The sequence below is a fragment of the Paenibacillus sp. PDC88 genome, from assembly GCF_900106725.1.
Taxonomy (GTDB): domain Bacteria; phylum Bacillota; class Bacilli; order Paenibacillales; family Paenibacillaceae; genus Paenibacillus; species Paenibacillus shunpengii.
Map to the genome: position 1 here is coordinate 1199679 of NZ_FNNT01000001.1, position 14845 is coordinate 1214523.

At 35.6% G+C, this 14845-nt stretch carries 25 protein-coding genes; 1 reads left to right on the plus strand and 24 read right to left on the minus strand.

Annotation, left to right across the window (positions count from 1 at the left end; all coding sequences use genetic code 11):
- Positions 1–16: 16 nt before the first annotated feature.
- Together BLW49_RS05790 and BLW49_RS05795 are read right to left on the minus strand one after the other, a co-directional pair.
- Positions 17–511: an 8-oxo-dGTP diphosphatase gene (locus BLW49_RS05790; RefSeq protein ID WP_371264522.1), complete on the minus strand. Its 495-nt coding sequence runs from the start codon at positions 509–511 to the stop codon at positions 17–19.
- Positions 489–1049 carry a GNAT family N-acetyltransferase gene (locus BLW49_RS05795; protein WP_090723626.1) on the minus strand — a complete coding sequence of 187 codons (561 nt, stop codon included), beginning with the start codon at positions 1047–1049 and terminating at the stop codon, positions 489–491. The genes BLW49_RS05790 and BLW49_RS05795 overlap by 23 nt, the downstream gene beginning before the upstream one ends.
- 187 nt (positions 1050–1236) lie before the next feature.
- Between BLW49_RS05795 and BLW49_RS05800 the strand changes: the two genes are divergently transcribed.
- Positions 1237–1494 (plus strand): excalibur calcium-binding domain-containing protein, encoded by a 258-nt coding sequence (locus BLW49_RS05800; RefSeq protein WP_047912038.1) that lies wholly within the window; start codon positions 1237–1239, stop codon positions 1492–1494.
- A 272-nt stretch (positions 1495–1766) separates the two neighbouring features.
- Here the strand turns inward: BLW49_RS05800 and BLW49_RS05805 are convergent, their stop codons facing one another.
- From BLW49_RS05805 to BLW49_RS05915, 22 genes are all read right to left on the minus strand, one after another.
- Complete coding sequence (locus BLW49_RS05805; protein WP_090723628.1) at positions 1767–2207, minus strand: GNAT family N-acetyltransferase; 441 nt, start codon at positions 2205–2207, stop codon at positions 1767–1769.
- 171 nt (positions 2208–2378) lie between these two features.
- Positions 2379–2981 (minus strand): HAD hydrolase family protein, encoded by a 603-nt coding sequence (locus BLW49_RS05810; protein WP_090723629.1) that lies wholly within the window; start codon positions 2979–2981, stop codon positions 2379–2381.
- 36 nt (positions 2982–3017) lie between these two features.
- The gene (locus BLW49_RS05815; RefSeq protein WP_371264523.1) at positions 3018–3446 is read right to left on the minus strand and encodes an NUDIX hydrolase; all 429 of its coding nucleotides are present in this window, start codon (positions 3444–3446) and stop codon (positions 3018–3020) included.
- Between the two features lie 44 nt (positions 3447–3490).
- A complete protein-coding gene (locus BLW49_RS05820; protein WP_090723633.1) occupies positions 3491–3895 on the minus strand; it encodes a GNAT family N-acetyltransferase in 405 nt (134 codons plus the stop codon).
- Positions 3896–3931: 36 nt separating this feature from the next.
- Complete coding sequence (locus BLW49_RS05825) at positions 3932–4411, minus strand: hypothetical protein (RefSeq protein WP_090723635.1); 480 nt, start codon at positions 4409–4411, stop codon at positions 3932–3934.
- 108 nt (positions 4412–4519) lie between these two features.
- A complete protein-coding gene (locus BLW49_RS05830; protein WP_256209595.1) occupies positions 4520–5254 on the minus strand; it encodes an SDR family NAD(P)-dependent oxidoreductase in 735 nt (244 codons plus the stop codon).
- Positions 5255–5322: 68 nt separating this feature from the next.
- Entirely contained in the window at positions 5323–5844 is a 522-nt protein-coding gene (locus BLW49_RS05835) for a GNAT family N-acetyltransferase (protein WP_090723636.1), read from the minus strand.
- Positions 5841–6251 carry an arsenate reductase/protein-tyrosine-phosphatase family protein gene (locus BLW49_RS05840; RefSeq protein ID WP_177178652.1) on the minus strand — a complete coding sequence of 137 codons (411 nt, stop codon included), beginning with the start codon at positions 6249–6251 and terminating at the stop codon, positions 5841–5843. Before BLW49_RS05840 ends, BLW49_RS05835 begins: the two co-directional genes overlap by 4 nt.
- Positions 6252–6420: 169 nt before the next feature.
- On the minus strand, positions 6421–6864 hold the full coding sequence (locus tag BLW49_RS05845) for a GNAT family N-acetyltransferase (protein ID WP_177178653.1): 444 nt from the start codon (positions 6862–6864) through the stop codon (positions 6421–6423).
- 34 nt (positions 6865–6898) lie between these two features.
- Positions 6899–7324 carry a GNAT family N-acetyltransferase gene (locus BLW49_RS05850; protein ID WP_090723641.1) on the minus strand — a complete coding sequence of 142 codons (426 nt, stop codon included), beginning with the start codon at positions 7322–7324 and terminating at the stop codon, positions 6899–6901.
- A 222-nt stretch (positions 7325–7546) separates the two neighbouring features.
- The gene (locus BLW49_RS05855; RefSeq protein WP_090723642.1) at positions 7547–8041 is read right to left on the minus strand and encodes a DinB family protein; all 495 of its coding nucleotides are present in this window, start codon (positions 8039–8041) and stop codon (positions 7547–7549) included.
- A 49-nt stretch (positions 8042–8090) separates the two neighbouring features.
- Positions 8091–8450 (minus strand): monooxygenase family protein, encoded by a 360-nt coding sequence (locus tag BLW49_RS05860; protein WP_090723644.1) that lies wholly within the window; start codon positions 8448–8450, stop codon positions 8091–8093.
- A gap of 62 nt (positions 8451–8512) precedes the next feature.
- Positions 8513–9574, minus strand: a complete 1062-nt coding sequence (locus tag BLW49_RS05865; protein WP_090723645.1) for an RNA-guided endonuclease InsQ/TnpB family protein — start codon at positions 9572–9574, stop codon at positions 8513–8515.
- Between the two features lie 5 nt (positions 9575–9579).
- Positions 9580–9978, minus strand: a complete 399-nt coding sequence (gene tnpA / locus BLW49_RS05870) for an IS200/IS605 family transposase (protein WP_090723647.1) — start codon at positions 9976–9978, stop codon at positions 9580–9582.
- Positions 9979–10499: 521 nt separating this feature from the next.
- On the minus strand, positions 10500–10988 hold the full coding sequence (locus BLW49_RS05880) for a hypothetical protein (protein WP_090723649.1): 489 nt from the start codon (positions 10986–10988) through the stop codon (positions 10500–10502).
- 40 nt (positions 10989–11028) lie between these two features.
- A complete protein-coding gene (locus tag BLW49_RS05885; protein WP_090723650.1) occupies positions 11029–11235 on the minus strand; it encodes a hypothetical protein in 207 nt (68 codons plus the stop codon).
- 23 nt (positions 11236–11258) lie between these two features.
- Complete coding sequence (locus BLW49_RS05890; protein WP_090723652.1) at positions 11259–11774, minus strand: GNAT family N-acetyltransferase; 516 nt, start codon at positions 11772–11774, stop codon at positions 11259–11261.
- Positions 11771–12076: a hypothetical protein gene (locus BLW49_RS05895; protein ID WP_047912047.1), complete on the minus strand. Its 306-nt coding sequence runs from the start codon at positions 12074–12076 to the stop codon at positions 11771–11773. Before BLW49_RS05895 ends, BLW49_RS05890 begins: the two co-directional genes overlap by 4 nt.
- A 192-nt stretch (positions 12077–12268) precedes the next feature.
- On the minus strand, positions 12269–12697 hold the full coding sequence (locus BLW49_RS05900) for a hypothetical protein (protein WP_256209597.1): 429 nt from the start codon (positions 12695–12697) through the stop codon (positions 12269–12271).
- A gap of 107 nt (positions 12698–12804) precedes the next feature.
- Positions 12805–13365 carry a histidine phosphatase family protein gene (locus BLW49_RS05905; protein WP_090723653.1) on the minus strand — a complete coding sequence of 187 codons (561 nt, stop codon included), beginning with the start codon at positions 13363–13365 and terminating at the stop codon, positions 12805–12807.
- A 244-nt stretch (positions 13366–13609) separates the two neighbouring features.
- The gene (locus tag BLW49_RS05910; RefSeq protein ID WP_090723655.1) at positions 13610–14077 is read right to left on the minus strand and encodes an HIT family protein; all 468 of its coding nucleotides are present in this window, start codon (positions 14075–14077) and stop codon (positions 13610–13612) included.
- Positions 14078–14114: 37 nt separating this feature from the next.
- Positions 14115–14594, minus strand: a complete 480-nt coding sequence (locus BLW49_RS05915) for a 2'-5' RNA ligase family protein (RefSeq protein ID WP_177178654.1) — start codon at positions 14592–14594, stop codon at positions 14115–14117.
- Positions 14595–14845 lie beyond the last annotated feature (251 nt).

The following is a 14845-nucleotide window of genomic DNA, read 5'->3' on the forward strand; positions in this document are numbered from 1 at the left end:
TAGTTCACCTTATTCCTTAACTTTTAACGCCAATACCATAATTCTTGATTGTCTTATCTAACGTTAAATTGCTTTTCTCATTCCATATAAAATTCATTTCAAAAGTACCCTCTGCAAAGAACAATGGAAACCTTCGTTTAAACCAATCTTGCATAGGTAACTTAGGTACATCTTCAATCTCTACCCACCGTAACTCCCCTTCTGGCGGATGATCAAGCAGCTCCCCCTCAAAAGAAGTCGCCAGATAATTGAACACCATATATCTTAAGCCTTTATCCGGTTCACAGAATTCATCGAGACCTTTGTATATGATGTCTTTAACGATTAATCCGGTCTCTTCACGCACTTCTCGAATTGCACCATTAACTATACTCTCTGGAAAATCCACCTTTCCCCCGGGGGCTATATATCCTGGAAATCCAAGCTTATCAGGTCTATTCATTAATAATACCTTCGATCCATCCTGTATCATGCACATCGTATATATTTTATGAGTTACTTCGGCTGCCAAATGGTTCAACCCTCTCTTTATATTCATTCTCTAAAATAGAAAACAAATAGGAATCATGGAATTTTCCTTTAGCCCATATATGCTCCCTTAAGTGACCTTCCATTTTCATTCCTATTTTTCGCAATACCTTTTCTGATCCCGTATTCTCTGGTCGACAAGTTGCAAAGACTCTATGTATATTGAAGTTCTCAAATGCTAGTTTCAATAACACTTTAGATGCTTCGCTAGCATAGCCATTGCCCCAATATTTGGAATTAAAACAGTAACCGATCTCTGCATTTTTCTCTCTGATATAAATTCCACAGCCACCTATTAATTGGTTTGTTTCTTTTAGAATGACAGCAAATTCATAATCTGTTCGCTCATTTAATTGTTGCAATGCAATTTGATGACTTACATACGACTTCGTCTCCTCTTCACTATTGGGTCCCCACAACGTATGCTCAGTTACCTGAGGGCTGGATGCATACTTATGTACTTCAATCCAATCATTCATGATGAACTCACGAATATTTAATCTTGCGGTTTCTATGTGCATTTATATATTCTCCTTAATGTAATTTAGTGTCTTCTTCATTCTCACACTCTTCCTAATATCATAAGCTGTGTAGGTTTAGCTCGACTTTCCGATCATTTTTGTACATAATTAGCTCATAAGTTTGTTTATTACATTTTTATACAATCCACTATGTTTCACACTTTATATATCGCAGGAGGGTTTTCATTTGAAAAAAACGTTCGCTTTTTTGCTGGTATCCACTCTATTTATTGGATCCGTTAGTTCTGCCGCTGCCAAACCTGAGGTGATTACTTACAAAAACTGTACTGAGTTAAACAAAGTCTATAAAGGCGGAGTAGCCAAATCAGCTTCTATTAAGAACAAAGGCGGGAAAACCAAATATAAGCCCTTCGTATCCAAAGAGTTATATGAAGCGAATAAGAAAAGCGATCGAGATAAAGATTTTATTGCATGTGAAAAATAATATATCCACGGGACCTTCTCTATTGAAGGTCCGACTATTGTCAAAATATCAACTCGCAATCATGATTTTCCCAGATTGTGCTTAAAGCACACAACCTTCCATATTCCATACTTACTAGTAATTTCCTGCAATGTACTAACATAACTTGACACCGTATAACAAAAAAAACCGCATTCAGCGGCTGATAAGCGTTCGGTGACCAGGTACTGCGGCTCACCCAGTTTGAACAATTGAATACTGTATTAGACAATGATATGTTTTCATTGATTCTCTTAATTCAAGTTCTTATTCAAGAACACCAGTCTATCGATCTCTGCAAAACCAATCTTTTTATAAAATGCTTCAGCAGGAATACCTCGATCCGTTAACAACGTTATATTACCTACCTCGTCAGACTCAAGCTTCTCTATTAAGAATCTCATAAGTGCTGATCCTACACCCGATTTCTGCTTCTGTACACTGACACACATTTCGTTGATGAAAAACTCTTTTCCACTCCACCAATGCTTAGTAGCACCAAAAATAAAGCCTATGATTTCTTCCCCATCTACAGCAACAACACCGATAAATCCAGGAGTATTCGTGAAATCGGTCAAGTATTGATATGCAGTATCTGATGACCATTCATCATTCCACGGCTCTTGATTAAAAACACTTATAAACGTACTTACACATAGCAAGAGATCATTTCTATCGAATAATCTAAGTTCCATAGCTCAATCCATCCTTTCATCGATTTATTATGTTCATTGATGTAGCCTCATTGATGACTCCGTGTTCCCCATATGGTTCTACATAATTTATATGCTCTGATTCAAAAAGTTTCATTAGTTCATATTCTTGAGGAAAAGGCACCTAACGTTTCTCCTGTTCGTTGACTTAACTCAACAATAACTTCGAATGTCTTTGCAGAAAAAACTATACTCCGTTCTCCATTCATCCGCTTTCAATCCATAAATTGTCCTATCTATAAATCTTCCATTGATATATTCGTAATCTCTTAACTCCCCTTCACGTTTAAAACCTAATTTCTCAGGAATCGCACGACTCTTCGTATCAAGCCGTCTAAGTTCTTCCAATGGTTTTACGCTAGGTTTATCTTTCACTTGTATCACAGCAGAATAATCATATTCCATCAAAGTCATCCATTCATCTTTTACTTCTAAACTTAAGTCGAGATCCGGATTACAATGAAGACAATAATCTAAGAGCTCTGCTGTAACTTCAGATTCAATTGATATGTACTTATTAATCCCTGTATGCTTACAATCAATGTAGGCTCCATTGTAATAAATAAAAGAACCTAAGTTGAGCATGTCCTCACTTATAAACGACCTGACTGCTCTTGGAGGACGTGCTGTTGCAAAAATAAATTTCATCCCCATATTCGAGCAATTCATAATCGCATTATAGTTTCGCTTTGATATTTCTTTTTTGGAGTTGAGGAGGGTGCCATCTAGATCTAACACTATAATTGGAAAATTCATTGAGATCTCCTCTCTGTAGATATATCTGATTATTTCTCACACAATGCCTTCATTGAAATAAGTTACTTCAGAGTTCTTTTGTACTAGTCCACTTAAACCTTGTTTATAATAGGGCATCAATCTGTTAGATTCTTCAAGACTAATCCATTGGATATCCATTATTTCATCAGGTCTTATGATCTTTTTATTTCCTCCAACAATCTCTGCATTAAACGTAATAAATAACGCATGTTCGTTACTATGGCTTATTTTCGCTTCATTGACCGCAACAATACCGTGAACGTTTATGTCAAACCCCGTATCTTCCTTTGCTTCCCTGACTGCTGCTTCATCTAAATATTCACCCTCTTCAACTGCTCCACCAGGAAGAGACCACCGATTGTTGTCTTTATTCTTCACCATTAATATGTGTGTCTTTGTCTCGTCTAAAATAAGAGAATAAACTACATTAATTCTTTTCATCATTGATCTCCCCCACATATGAACTCCCATAAGTTTTTTCAAAATATTCAATCATTCTTTCGCTTAATCACAAATGCCTTATCTGCTCTCTCAAACCCAATCTTCTCGTAAAATCCTACAGCTCTAGGAGCTGAAGTTAAAATATATTGAATTTCTTCTTCTCCTAATCTTTCCCTTAGTATTCTTATAAGTTCTTTACCGATTCCTTGTCCTTGATAGTCTTTATCTACAGCAATATCTGATATGTAGCAGCAATAAGAATAGTCAGTTATAGCTCTTAAGAATCCAATAAGTTTTCCTTCATCTCTTACCGAAATAACTTCATCAGCATTATCAAGCATTCTCTGAATTCGATCACCATCTCCAACTGGTCTCCTGATCCCGGATTTACTAAACACTTCCTCTACTTCCTTGACACCACAGTATTCATTGATTTTATATTCTAGTCTCACAGTACATACCTCACAAAATATATAATTTTTGCGATTTCAACCAACTATTGCGTCAACTTTAGCTAAATGTTTCTTTGCTTCTAATATGATTTGCTGTCTTACTTCTACTTTATTTGGTTTATGATACTGATCATCATATATTATTCGGTCAATATCTTCACTAATGTTCACCCAAGTTATCAAATCTTCTGGGTAATCCAGTTCAGAAACAAGGTTAATATAAGCATTCCTTGAATCACTTAATATTTCCTGACAAAGGTAATACAAATATGTTCGAGCACACTCCTCATAAATAGGAATACTCATTTCTATTTCAAGTACAAATTTATTAAAATATTCTTCGAAACTAAACAAGCTTTCATTACAATTCATTGATAATATCTTGTATAAAGTGATTGAATCAACGTCAGCTTCAGCTAAGGAATTAGCCCACTTCAGATAGTCAGTAGCTGTTGCCTTATTTTTATACCTTTTATAGTAAAGAAGATTTGTTTCTTTAGTGAGTATATCTGTCATTCATTAATTTCTCCTTATCTTCACTTAAGAAATTTGTTGACGTCGTGGTGTCTACGTAACCGAGATGTGTATATGAATCTGCGAATGGTTTAGACCGACTTCTCCGATTTATCCATCAGAGTATTTTAATAATTCCCCTGATTCAAATTGCTTATCAATAATATTTAATAAATGCTTTCCAAGTTCTTCTGTTGATTGTAATTGCCCTGTTTGATGTGCTTGTTTAAAGAATTTCGCCATTTCAAAGTCTTGATCATTCTTTTCTCTGGCTACTTTCTGCAGATCCGTCTCAACCAGCCCAGGATCAACAGCAATAATTTCTATTGGATTTTCCCGTTTCAATTGTTCTGCTCCGATACACTGAGTGAACATATTGATTCCAGCCTTGGCTGTACAATACACACTCATTGCTGGCGCTGGATATACTCCTGAGCTAGAGGAGATATTAATAATCTTTCGTCTAATCTGCTCATGCTCTGTTAGTTTAATAAAGCAAGCTGTTAATACCATCGGAGCTACCAAACTTACTTGTAGATTCTTATTAATTTCTTCTGCATTACATAGTCCTATTGGTTTCAAAGGTTCTAGCATTACCGCGTTATTAATGAGACATATCATTGCCTTATTGTTTAAGTTAATTTGATTGAGAATTATGCTTAACAGATTTTCAATTCCAGATACGTCACTTAAATCATAATTGTAATGATTGTAGTTCTCGTACTCCATTAAACTAGCAGCGTCTCCTCTGGATATACCATATACAAAGTTTTCTTCATCAAGAAGCATCCTGGAAACTTGCTCACCTATACCTCTTGATGTTCCTGTAATAATAAAATGATTCATTTGCAGTAAGTCGCCTCCTGACTCCTGAACATAACTTAGGGATTTACAGTATGTATCTCTTGTGAGAATCATTCTCCCAGATCTTTGATTAGATACATCAGCAGGTCATCATCAACTGTCACTTGGTGCCCAGGTTTCACTTCAGTATTTTTATATACAATTCCTCTACCATCCATGACATATCCGCGCTTGTTATACATCATTTGAGCGTTCCCATAATCTTTATATAGTCCTACTCCTAGACCGATAAATTTGGACTTCTTTGATGCTATTCTTTCAAGCTCATCAAACAGTACACTTGCGATTCCCTTTCTCCTAAAATCCTGAAAAACATTGAGGTCATTGATCTCCGGTATGTTTTCTCGTTTAAAATAGGGATAATCGGATTCAAACAATAAGTGGCAGCAGCCGGCCAAGGTATCTCCATAGTAAGCTAGTAAAGTAACTCTCTTACCTTCTAAATTCTCTTCTAAACAATTAGAAAAATAATCATTCGAGGTATACCATGGATATCTCTTTGCGAATTCTATGTCCAATAGGGATACCTCTTCATCATTTGAAAGTTTTCTTAATGTTATTGAGTTTGTCATCTTTGGTCCTCTTTCTCTCGATTCATAGAAGGGGTGATACCCAATGGATGGATATGTTTTAAATTTGACATCACTTCTGGAATTGCATCAATAAAATATTGTATTAACTCCCTCATCTTCTCTTCAAAATCTTCCCGATCTGGTGCTCCGATATTGATAGATGTATTCTGTTCTTTATATAATTCATTGAATAAGTGAATGTCTTTATTATATTCATTCTTTACAAATTCCTTATGTAGCTCACTCATACCAATGATGATGTCATATTTAAGAAACGCTTCATTATCAAATTGAGTTCTCTTAAATTCAGATGTATCGATATTCATGTCATTCATTATTTTAAAATGAAGCTCTGAATATTTATTTATGTCACTATTTGCTCTTATCCCTGCAGATGCCACTTGCACATCCGAAATAAATTCATCCTTAAATAATCCTTACAGATAAACTCAGCTATGATGCTGCGAGTATAATTATCTGTGCATAAAAATAGAACCTTCAAAACATTTACCTTCTTTCTATTCCATGCTTTGTTAGTTTGTTATACACCGGATCTCTTAAACTGCTTCCATATCCTTACGGATTCAACCTCATGTTTGTATAGTATGAATTAAATCCGATCTCTTCCCAAAACCTTCTGCCCATCGGGTTACTTTCTAACACATCAATAATGAGCATTGAATTTTGAAATAATTCGGTTCTTAATTTATCTATTCCTTGTTTTCCTAAACCTCTTCTTCGATATTGCCTCCTGATAAAATACTGTCTTATATAAAAGGTTTTGTTCTTCCTATTATTTATGTCCTCTCTTTCTTGGTATAAGGCATATCCTACAGCCTGTTCACCTAGTACAAGTAGAACTGCTTTCCAATCATTATTCAGAAAATCTGTCATTCTGTCGTTCAATTCTTCTAATGTCATGGGGTTATCGCTTTTTTCATCTTCAATAAGTTCTTTGTTCATTTGGGATAAAATGTGTACATCGTTAAGTTGTGCAGAAATGACAGTTAGAGTTTCCATGTTTAGATCCCTCATTTTTATATGATTCTTCGGTCTAATCTAATTCCTTCAAAAAATAATAATGTTTGTGCCCTCTAGGTGCATCATTGATTGTTGCTATTATCTTGTATCCATGTTTCTTATAAAAATCAGGTGCTTGAAAGCTAAATGTATTTAGCTTAATAAAGCTACACTTTTTCTCCCAAGCAATTCGCTCGATTTCACTTAATAGACTTGATCCATGCCCATTCTCCCTATGATTCTGATCAATCCACAGAATATCAACCTCAAGCCAATTCCAGCATAAAACACTGAGAAGTCCCCCAATGATATTTCCTTCCGCATCCTTCATGTGTAAGTTAATCTCTTCATAATTGTTTTTAATATCATCTGATAATTGATTTGCATTAAACTCGATAAGTTTGTTTCTTACATATGTGCTATCTTCATCTGTGCTCCTTAATATGGTTTGATTAGACATCATGATCCTCCAAGATAAACGAAGTGTGTTTGTTATTTTGAATTTAGACTATCTCTGTTAATTCATGAACGAAACGCCCCAACCTTAGATAACTCTTATCTTAGGCTGGAGCGTTTGTTTGTCTGAGTTTATTCCAATATTATACATCTACTATCCGAAAGGTGATAGCCCCAATGAATGAATCCCTTGTTACCCAAAGGAACTAACTTCGTAAAAATATTTTCACTGGCTTGTTTGACTTGAACTTAGCAATTGTTTCTTCAGCAGCATGATCTGTCCTATATGATACGCATTATGAATACATAAATTTGATACCACTCCCCACCATGGAGCATTATAATATGACGGGATAACAGATATTAGTTTTGCATCCGAGCTTCCCTCAATTGCCCTATTCCAATCTATAAAAACGGTTTCAAGCCTCTGAAGGGTCTTCTTCCATTCAAGATCATTTATAGAATGTGGATTAACATAAAACGTATCCTCATTGTTTATGGTGCTGTCCAATTCGAATTGTCCGGCGTTATATCGTTCAAGCCATTTTTCATTCCAAAAAATAAGGTGGTTCACGATCGACCAGATCGATTGTTTACTCTCTGTCTCCCACGCAGCTTGTGCTGCATTTAAGTCGATTAGGATCTCATGAAGAGGAATAAACCAGCTCTTATCGTTATAACAAGCGTTTAATTGATCTAACAGAATAGATTTATGGCTCACACCTATAACCTCTCTTCTCGAACGATTTTCCGCTTCTGTTCAGAAACTACTATCGATTTTTAGGAGTGGGAACGGCTGGATCATTATCCCCTCCCATTCTTCTTCTCGAGGTCTCCATTCTACCGACTGCGGGTATATGTGTTCCGGCCTTGGCCAAACCAAATTTAGGCATATTTCCATAAATACATTCATATTGCCCGGGCTGAATCATATAAGTCTCGTGATAAATTCCCACCGTTCCATTCGTGCCCACGGATTGATTGAATTTTTTCCATTCTACAAGATGAGTTCCTCCCCGTGCATATTTCTCAAGCTGGTCATACGTTTTCCAGTATTGTAATAAGTTGACACTCCCACAGCTAAAGCAATGGGATTCTTGAGTGATGAAACCGAAGTCCGTTTCCGGTATCGGAGTATGACCTCAAGATTAGGCTGTGCCATCAGCCCTCCTAAGACAGTGCGTATAGCATCTTAGGCTGATTGGCTGTTACCGCCAATCACAGGTGCGTGAATAATATTGATTGCACCCACTCTATCTCGATGGGTTTTATAACCACATGAACAAGCATATTTTCTATCCTTTACTTTGTTTTTTGAATCGCAAGTAGGACATTTTTGTGATGTATACGCTGGGTCCACATACTCTACTTTAATTCCTACCATATTTGCCTTATATTCAATGAATTGAGCCAAGCGATAAAATGACCATGTATGCAAATTCTTCTCGTTTTTACGACTTGTTCTTGTCGTCTTCCTTATATTAGTTAGTTGCTCTAATCGAATAATAGACACTTGGTTATCTACCGCAAAATTAACGATTTCCCTACTAATTTTATGGTCTTTATCTTTCATCCACCGTTGTTCTTTATCATGCAACTTGCGAAGGGTACTAAGTTTTTTCTTTTCTCCTAAGCACTTTCTTGTTTTGCGGAACTTTCGTTTCATAAATTTATTTTCTCTTCCGTTTCCAAAGAACTTTGTCTTACCTTCATTAGTTACTGCAACGGCCGGTACTTTTAATCCTAAGTCAATACCCATCAATTGTTCTTTTGTTGGCTTTTGAGACGGGGTTGGCACTTCCAGGGAGATTTGTGCAAACCATTTCCCTGATTTCTCCACGACGCGCATTAGCCCTAATTTGGCTGCTTGGAGAATTTTTTTGTCTCTTTCTGTTATTAGGGCGGGGAAGATGGTTTTCTTTGCTTTTCCGTTGACCATTATCGGAAAAGCAAGTGAAGATTGATCTAGGCTATAGTTTTGGTTATTTATACAGTAGGTTGGCTTCTTCAGAACGGGGCGTTTTTTTCTTTTCTTTGTTATTCTAAATACGCTTTTAGCGTCACGAATAACTTGATTCAATACAGCTGAGGGGAGAGCAGCTTCAATATTCTTTGTTGTGACTTTAGGGAACGAACCTTCTATCTCGGCTCGTTCAGTTAAAGTATTAACAATACGAATATATTCTTTACTCAGTTCCTTTAAACCGGATATGTCTTTCGGAAAAAAGCGAATTTTTACTGTAATGGGTTGCATGTAAATCACCCCCTTGTTTTTTGTTCTTCTACATATCGTTTGATTGTTTCACTTGAAACATTACCTGCAGTACTTACAAAGTATGAACGTGTCCAAAGCGAAGGTAAATGCGACAAGTGCTTGTGTTCCTCTCTTAATATTTTTGAAGTTGTTCCTTTGATTCTAGCCATAATGTCAGATGGACTTAGTGTGGGAAGTGCATTCAAAAAAAGATGCGCATGATCTTTATCTGTTTCGATGGCGATAATTTGTATGTCCAACTGAGCACAAACATCTTTAACAATTGATTTAAATCTTTCTTCTACTTTTGAATTGAGAAATATATTTCTTCGATAACGAGGACAAAAAACAAAGTGATAATTAATTAACGATACGGTAGTGTGGGTTCTTCTATAATCATTCATATATTCATTGTATCAGTTACCGATAAAAACTGAAACATTATTTTTGTTAATATTGGAACATTTAACGTCTGAAAAGATACCCTACTCCAAACTCGCTCTCATCCCACCCCTAAAGGAGTGGGCTTTCTCGCTCGCTAACTATATGTAATCCCTCGCCAATTCCAAAAAAACTCTATACTCATAAATCCAATCTGAGGATTCTCGCTACAGCAACCCACTTATGAAAGGCCAATAGCCGATTTATTCTCATGCCAATAATGAATACAACAAAAGGACCCTCCATTTCAGCAGTATATCTACCGTGAATTACATCCGACACGTAGTTCTAATGTATATTTATCCTTTTATATTTCCGTACTTGTTTGTATCCTTAGAGGAATGCAATGATTAACGTACGAGCACTAATTTTTCTCTTGTGAGATCGAAATTCTTATTATGATAGCCAATCGTATGTTTCGTTCATCGTAATTCTCCTAGGTATTATGTTGGTGTCATGTCACCTTGGGTTCATTTCATCCTATTTATATCCATCTATATATTTTTCCACTCGTTACTTTTATCCTGTTTGCGCTTGCCCACTGTTCTAATTCTTCTATGTTCATCTCTTCATCATTCTTGAATCTAAAGTGTAAATTCATTGAAACTAATTTTCTTCGATATAACTTGATACCGATACTCTGCACAAAATAGCCCTGAATGATAATCTTCTCGATTTTTTGTAAGGGTACTTCAATATGATTTATTTTAATTTTATTTTCTGTGATTTCTAGCTCATTATTGTTCCTTAAGATTCTCTTCAATAACATTAATACTTGTATTGTGTTGCCTAACAATAAGATCACAAACAAGAAAATAGATAAGAAATCATCTGTTCGAAGTACAAATGATAGTAAGCAAGTAGTTAAAATCGAACTGATCACTTGCAAATACTCTGATGTGGGCATTTTGATTTTATATTTCTTGTTCAAGTACCCTAACTCACTGGATTCAGATAACGTTCTTGTATGCACGACGAGACACCACCTTAGGTTCATGAAAAAAACTTAGTACTCATTCTTGAGAGACTTGCACAGCAATGCCACCAATATCCTGAGAATAATTACTTAACGCAATGACACATACTTCATCCTCTGGAAATCTACAAAGGAAGGAACTAAATCCGTGAATCCCACCATTATGAAATAATACTTCTGATAATTGAGGCTTCTTACTATATACATCAGCTTGATTTGAATAAATTTCTTTGTGAGATGCCATAATCAGTCCTCCTTGTTGTGATTTTAATTCCTCAAATTAAGTCTGTATTGAATAAGTTGGCTGTCCACTCCTAGGTATTCTTCACTACCAATTCTACTAATTTCTTTGAAGCCTATTCTCTCAAGCATTTTTCTCGATCTAACATTTGAATCGTGTGTTTCTGCGTTAAAGACCGTAATGCCTAAATGCTTAGAAGCGTGGTCGATCATAGATTTTGCTGAATGAGATCCGAGTCCCTTCCCCCACAGCGTACTTTCACCAATTGCAATACCTAACTCAGCAGAATTGTCTTTAATACAGGCCAAGTCAGCATATCCAATGAGCCTTTTATTAAATTCTATTCCCATTCGGATAAAATCATCAGCCACATTATTTACACATTTCAGCCACCATATATATAATTCTTGTGGGTTTCTATCTTTTTCCCATCCGTTTGCTGAACAAAAAGAGTCATCCTTACTCCAATTCAGAACACAGTTATAATCATCTGCTCTTAAATTTCTTATTTTTACCGCTATTGGATTGTCATCTAGATTCATTTTCTTTCTCCTAACTTACGACAGCTTGAAGGTATTATTTGAATGCTTTCGTGTTGGGTAGGAATCAAGTCATGAGGATCTTCCTGCCGTGGATCTTCAATCTGTATCCATTCGAGAACTCCGAATCGATCTTCACAATATTCTTCCGCTTCAATCAAGGTCTCGAACCAAAAGTCTTGAGTGCAAGGTAAATTTTCTACGGTAATATAGGTAAACACGTAGACTACTTGATCAGCTTCATACACCATAACTTTCTTCACTTCACCTTCATCTTCGATATCAACAAAAGCATATTTTCTCATGGGTTTTCCTCTTATTTATGGATTAGAGTGTTTCACATGTACGTTGTTTCACTTGTTTATAAACAAGGCAGTAAAATTAACAATTAAGCTCTTGGAGGTGTTCAGATATGTGAATCGAGTTATAGTGCGTATACCCGATACGTAAATGTGATCTATATGATGCCAGTAACATTTCTGAGAAAACCATCGCCACTAAACTTTAACAACCGGATCTGATATAGAGACAACGTCCACAATATGGTTTAATGCAGCTATTCCATAATGTTTGAATGGTCCTGGGTACTCTTCGGTTGCAATTGTCCCGACACTTATGTAATCCAAGTATCTTGACTTGGTGAAAACACGAAATATATTCCCTTCAAATTGCTCATAATCATCCCAAACTGTAAAGCTCTCATTTAAGATCGAGTAACCGATAAACGAGTCAAACTCAATTTGAATTATTGGAAATCGACTATCATCCTGGATTAAAGTTGACCCCCCAAATTTATTGATCACTTGTTCATATTCACCAATATTACTTTCCTTATGGATCCTAAATAGAAGTTGTAATTTCATATTTTCTTTCTCAATACATTCAACTAAATCAACATTTACTAAATCCTTTAAATATGAGTACATAATTTTTTTCACCTGTTATAAGAATTGTTTATTTATCTTCTTTCAAATATTTTCAAAATAAAACAAAATCATAAATTACGCTTTAGCCTTCAGCGCTTTACTTTAGATTATTCATGCCACATTCTTATCACTTCTTTTAATTCTAGGCCTTCAAATTGCATTTTATAGATATCTGGTTTCTTTAATTGATCTAAGAATTCTAAGCCATAATTTGAATCAAAATAATTCATCATCAATGTCATTACAAGACCGTGTGTTCCAATTGCAATTTTCTTCCCTTGGTGTTGTTTTAATATGGTGTTAAGTACTGAAACTGATCTATTCTGACAATCTGCGTTTGACTCGCCACCTGGTAAGGTATATTCAAAGTTGTAAAAGTGATGTCTAATATTAGACATCAAATCAATAATTTCTCCTGAAGCAAAATGGCGTTCCCTGAGATCTTCAAATGTTTCTATCTCTAAGTTTAAGTGTTCAGCCAATCCCTCAACACTCAATACTGCTCGAGAATAGGGACTTGAGATTATGATGTCTATTCCTTCACCAATAAGTATCTTTGGTACTTTTTCAACATCCATTTTACCCTTTGCAGTAAGCCCTCTTGTTCTTTCATTTCCTTCATCATAAGGCGATTCAGCATGTCTAACCATATAAATAGTGGTAATCATATAGACCTCCTTGATTCGCTCACATAAATAGTCTCATTTTGATATCAAATAACATTTGATCATTCTTGAGTTTTCAAATATTTAGCCTGGCGCGATGTACTTATAAGTGCAGACCCTACCCCCGAAACCGTTTCCACAAAAAATGTGTTTCAGATTCTCGTTCTGAGAACGTGAACACTTTGATATGTAATGTGATGAAGGTGTCTTCTATGAATTCGCTTCATTTTCTTCCTTAATTTCTCTCTTAATATGCGCTTGACATTCTTTTTTCCAATACCTTTTTTATGTCTAACATTAAATCTCTGTGAGTCTCTTCATTCCATTGGTATTGATCATCTGTCCAATTTGATTCCGGATAGGTCCATACAGGGTTTCTTCGATTGTACTCCGGTTCCCATTCATATCTCGGAAATACATGAGCATGTAAGAATGGAGCCTCATTACCATAAATTGAATAATTGATTCTCTTTGGTTTACATACTTCTTTCAAAGCATCTCCTAATAGACTCATATCAAGTAAAAAATCATTACGATCTCCATACTCTAGATCTGTTAGCTCATTCACTTTTGGTGCTCGAATAAGCAAACAATACCCCGATAAAAATTGTGTTAATCCGATAACAGCGTAGCCTGATTTCATCTTGGTTATGACAGTAGGATTTTCACCTCTATCCGCAAAACCTATAGGATCTGATAGAAAATTATGCTTCATAAACTCATCTCCAAGATATTGATTTCCCTCTAATGTCTTATATAAATTCCTTACTAAGTATAGTTTCAACTACTTTTTTATTGTCCTTATACTGCAACTTGATAAGTGATATTTCTTGCACTTCGGCCTGTATACTCTCTAATCGTTTTGTACTGTAATGTAATGCTTCTAATAACTTCTGATCGTTTAATCGGTTTGCAATTGTACAGTGAGGTATCCATTTTTCAGGGTTGTACGTTGAATTGGAGAATACATTATATTCCTTGAAGTGATTATGATGATTGAAGTGAAGTTCTAGCAATTCCATTGTTGGATTCGGAGATAAGAATAAAGCTCCACTCTTTATGAACGTCCCCAACATGCTAAAGGTTAGACTGATCCTTGGAGTTGAATCGTAATATTCGCAGAACCTATTCTTGAAACTACACTCCTCCAAATCTGAATAATCAGCTATGGTTAGATGTGGCTTTCTATTCTCTATTTCGTTGGCATAGCTAGATATACCTTCCTCCTTCAATTCCCCCCATAGATTATTGATTTTATGATTTGTTTCTGAGTCAAAATGAAGTACTATCCCATACAAAATATAATCACTACCTTCTATTTGATATGATTGGTGAAGACTAATTGATATTCGCATATTGCAACGATTTCATCTAATTTTTCTGTGATGCTGAATCCGAAATGCTTAAAGGAGCCCAGCAACTGGTGGCGTCGTCACTTAGCCTAGCAAAGTTCTGCCTGATAATCTCTTAAAATCAACCGGCA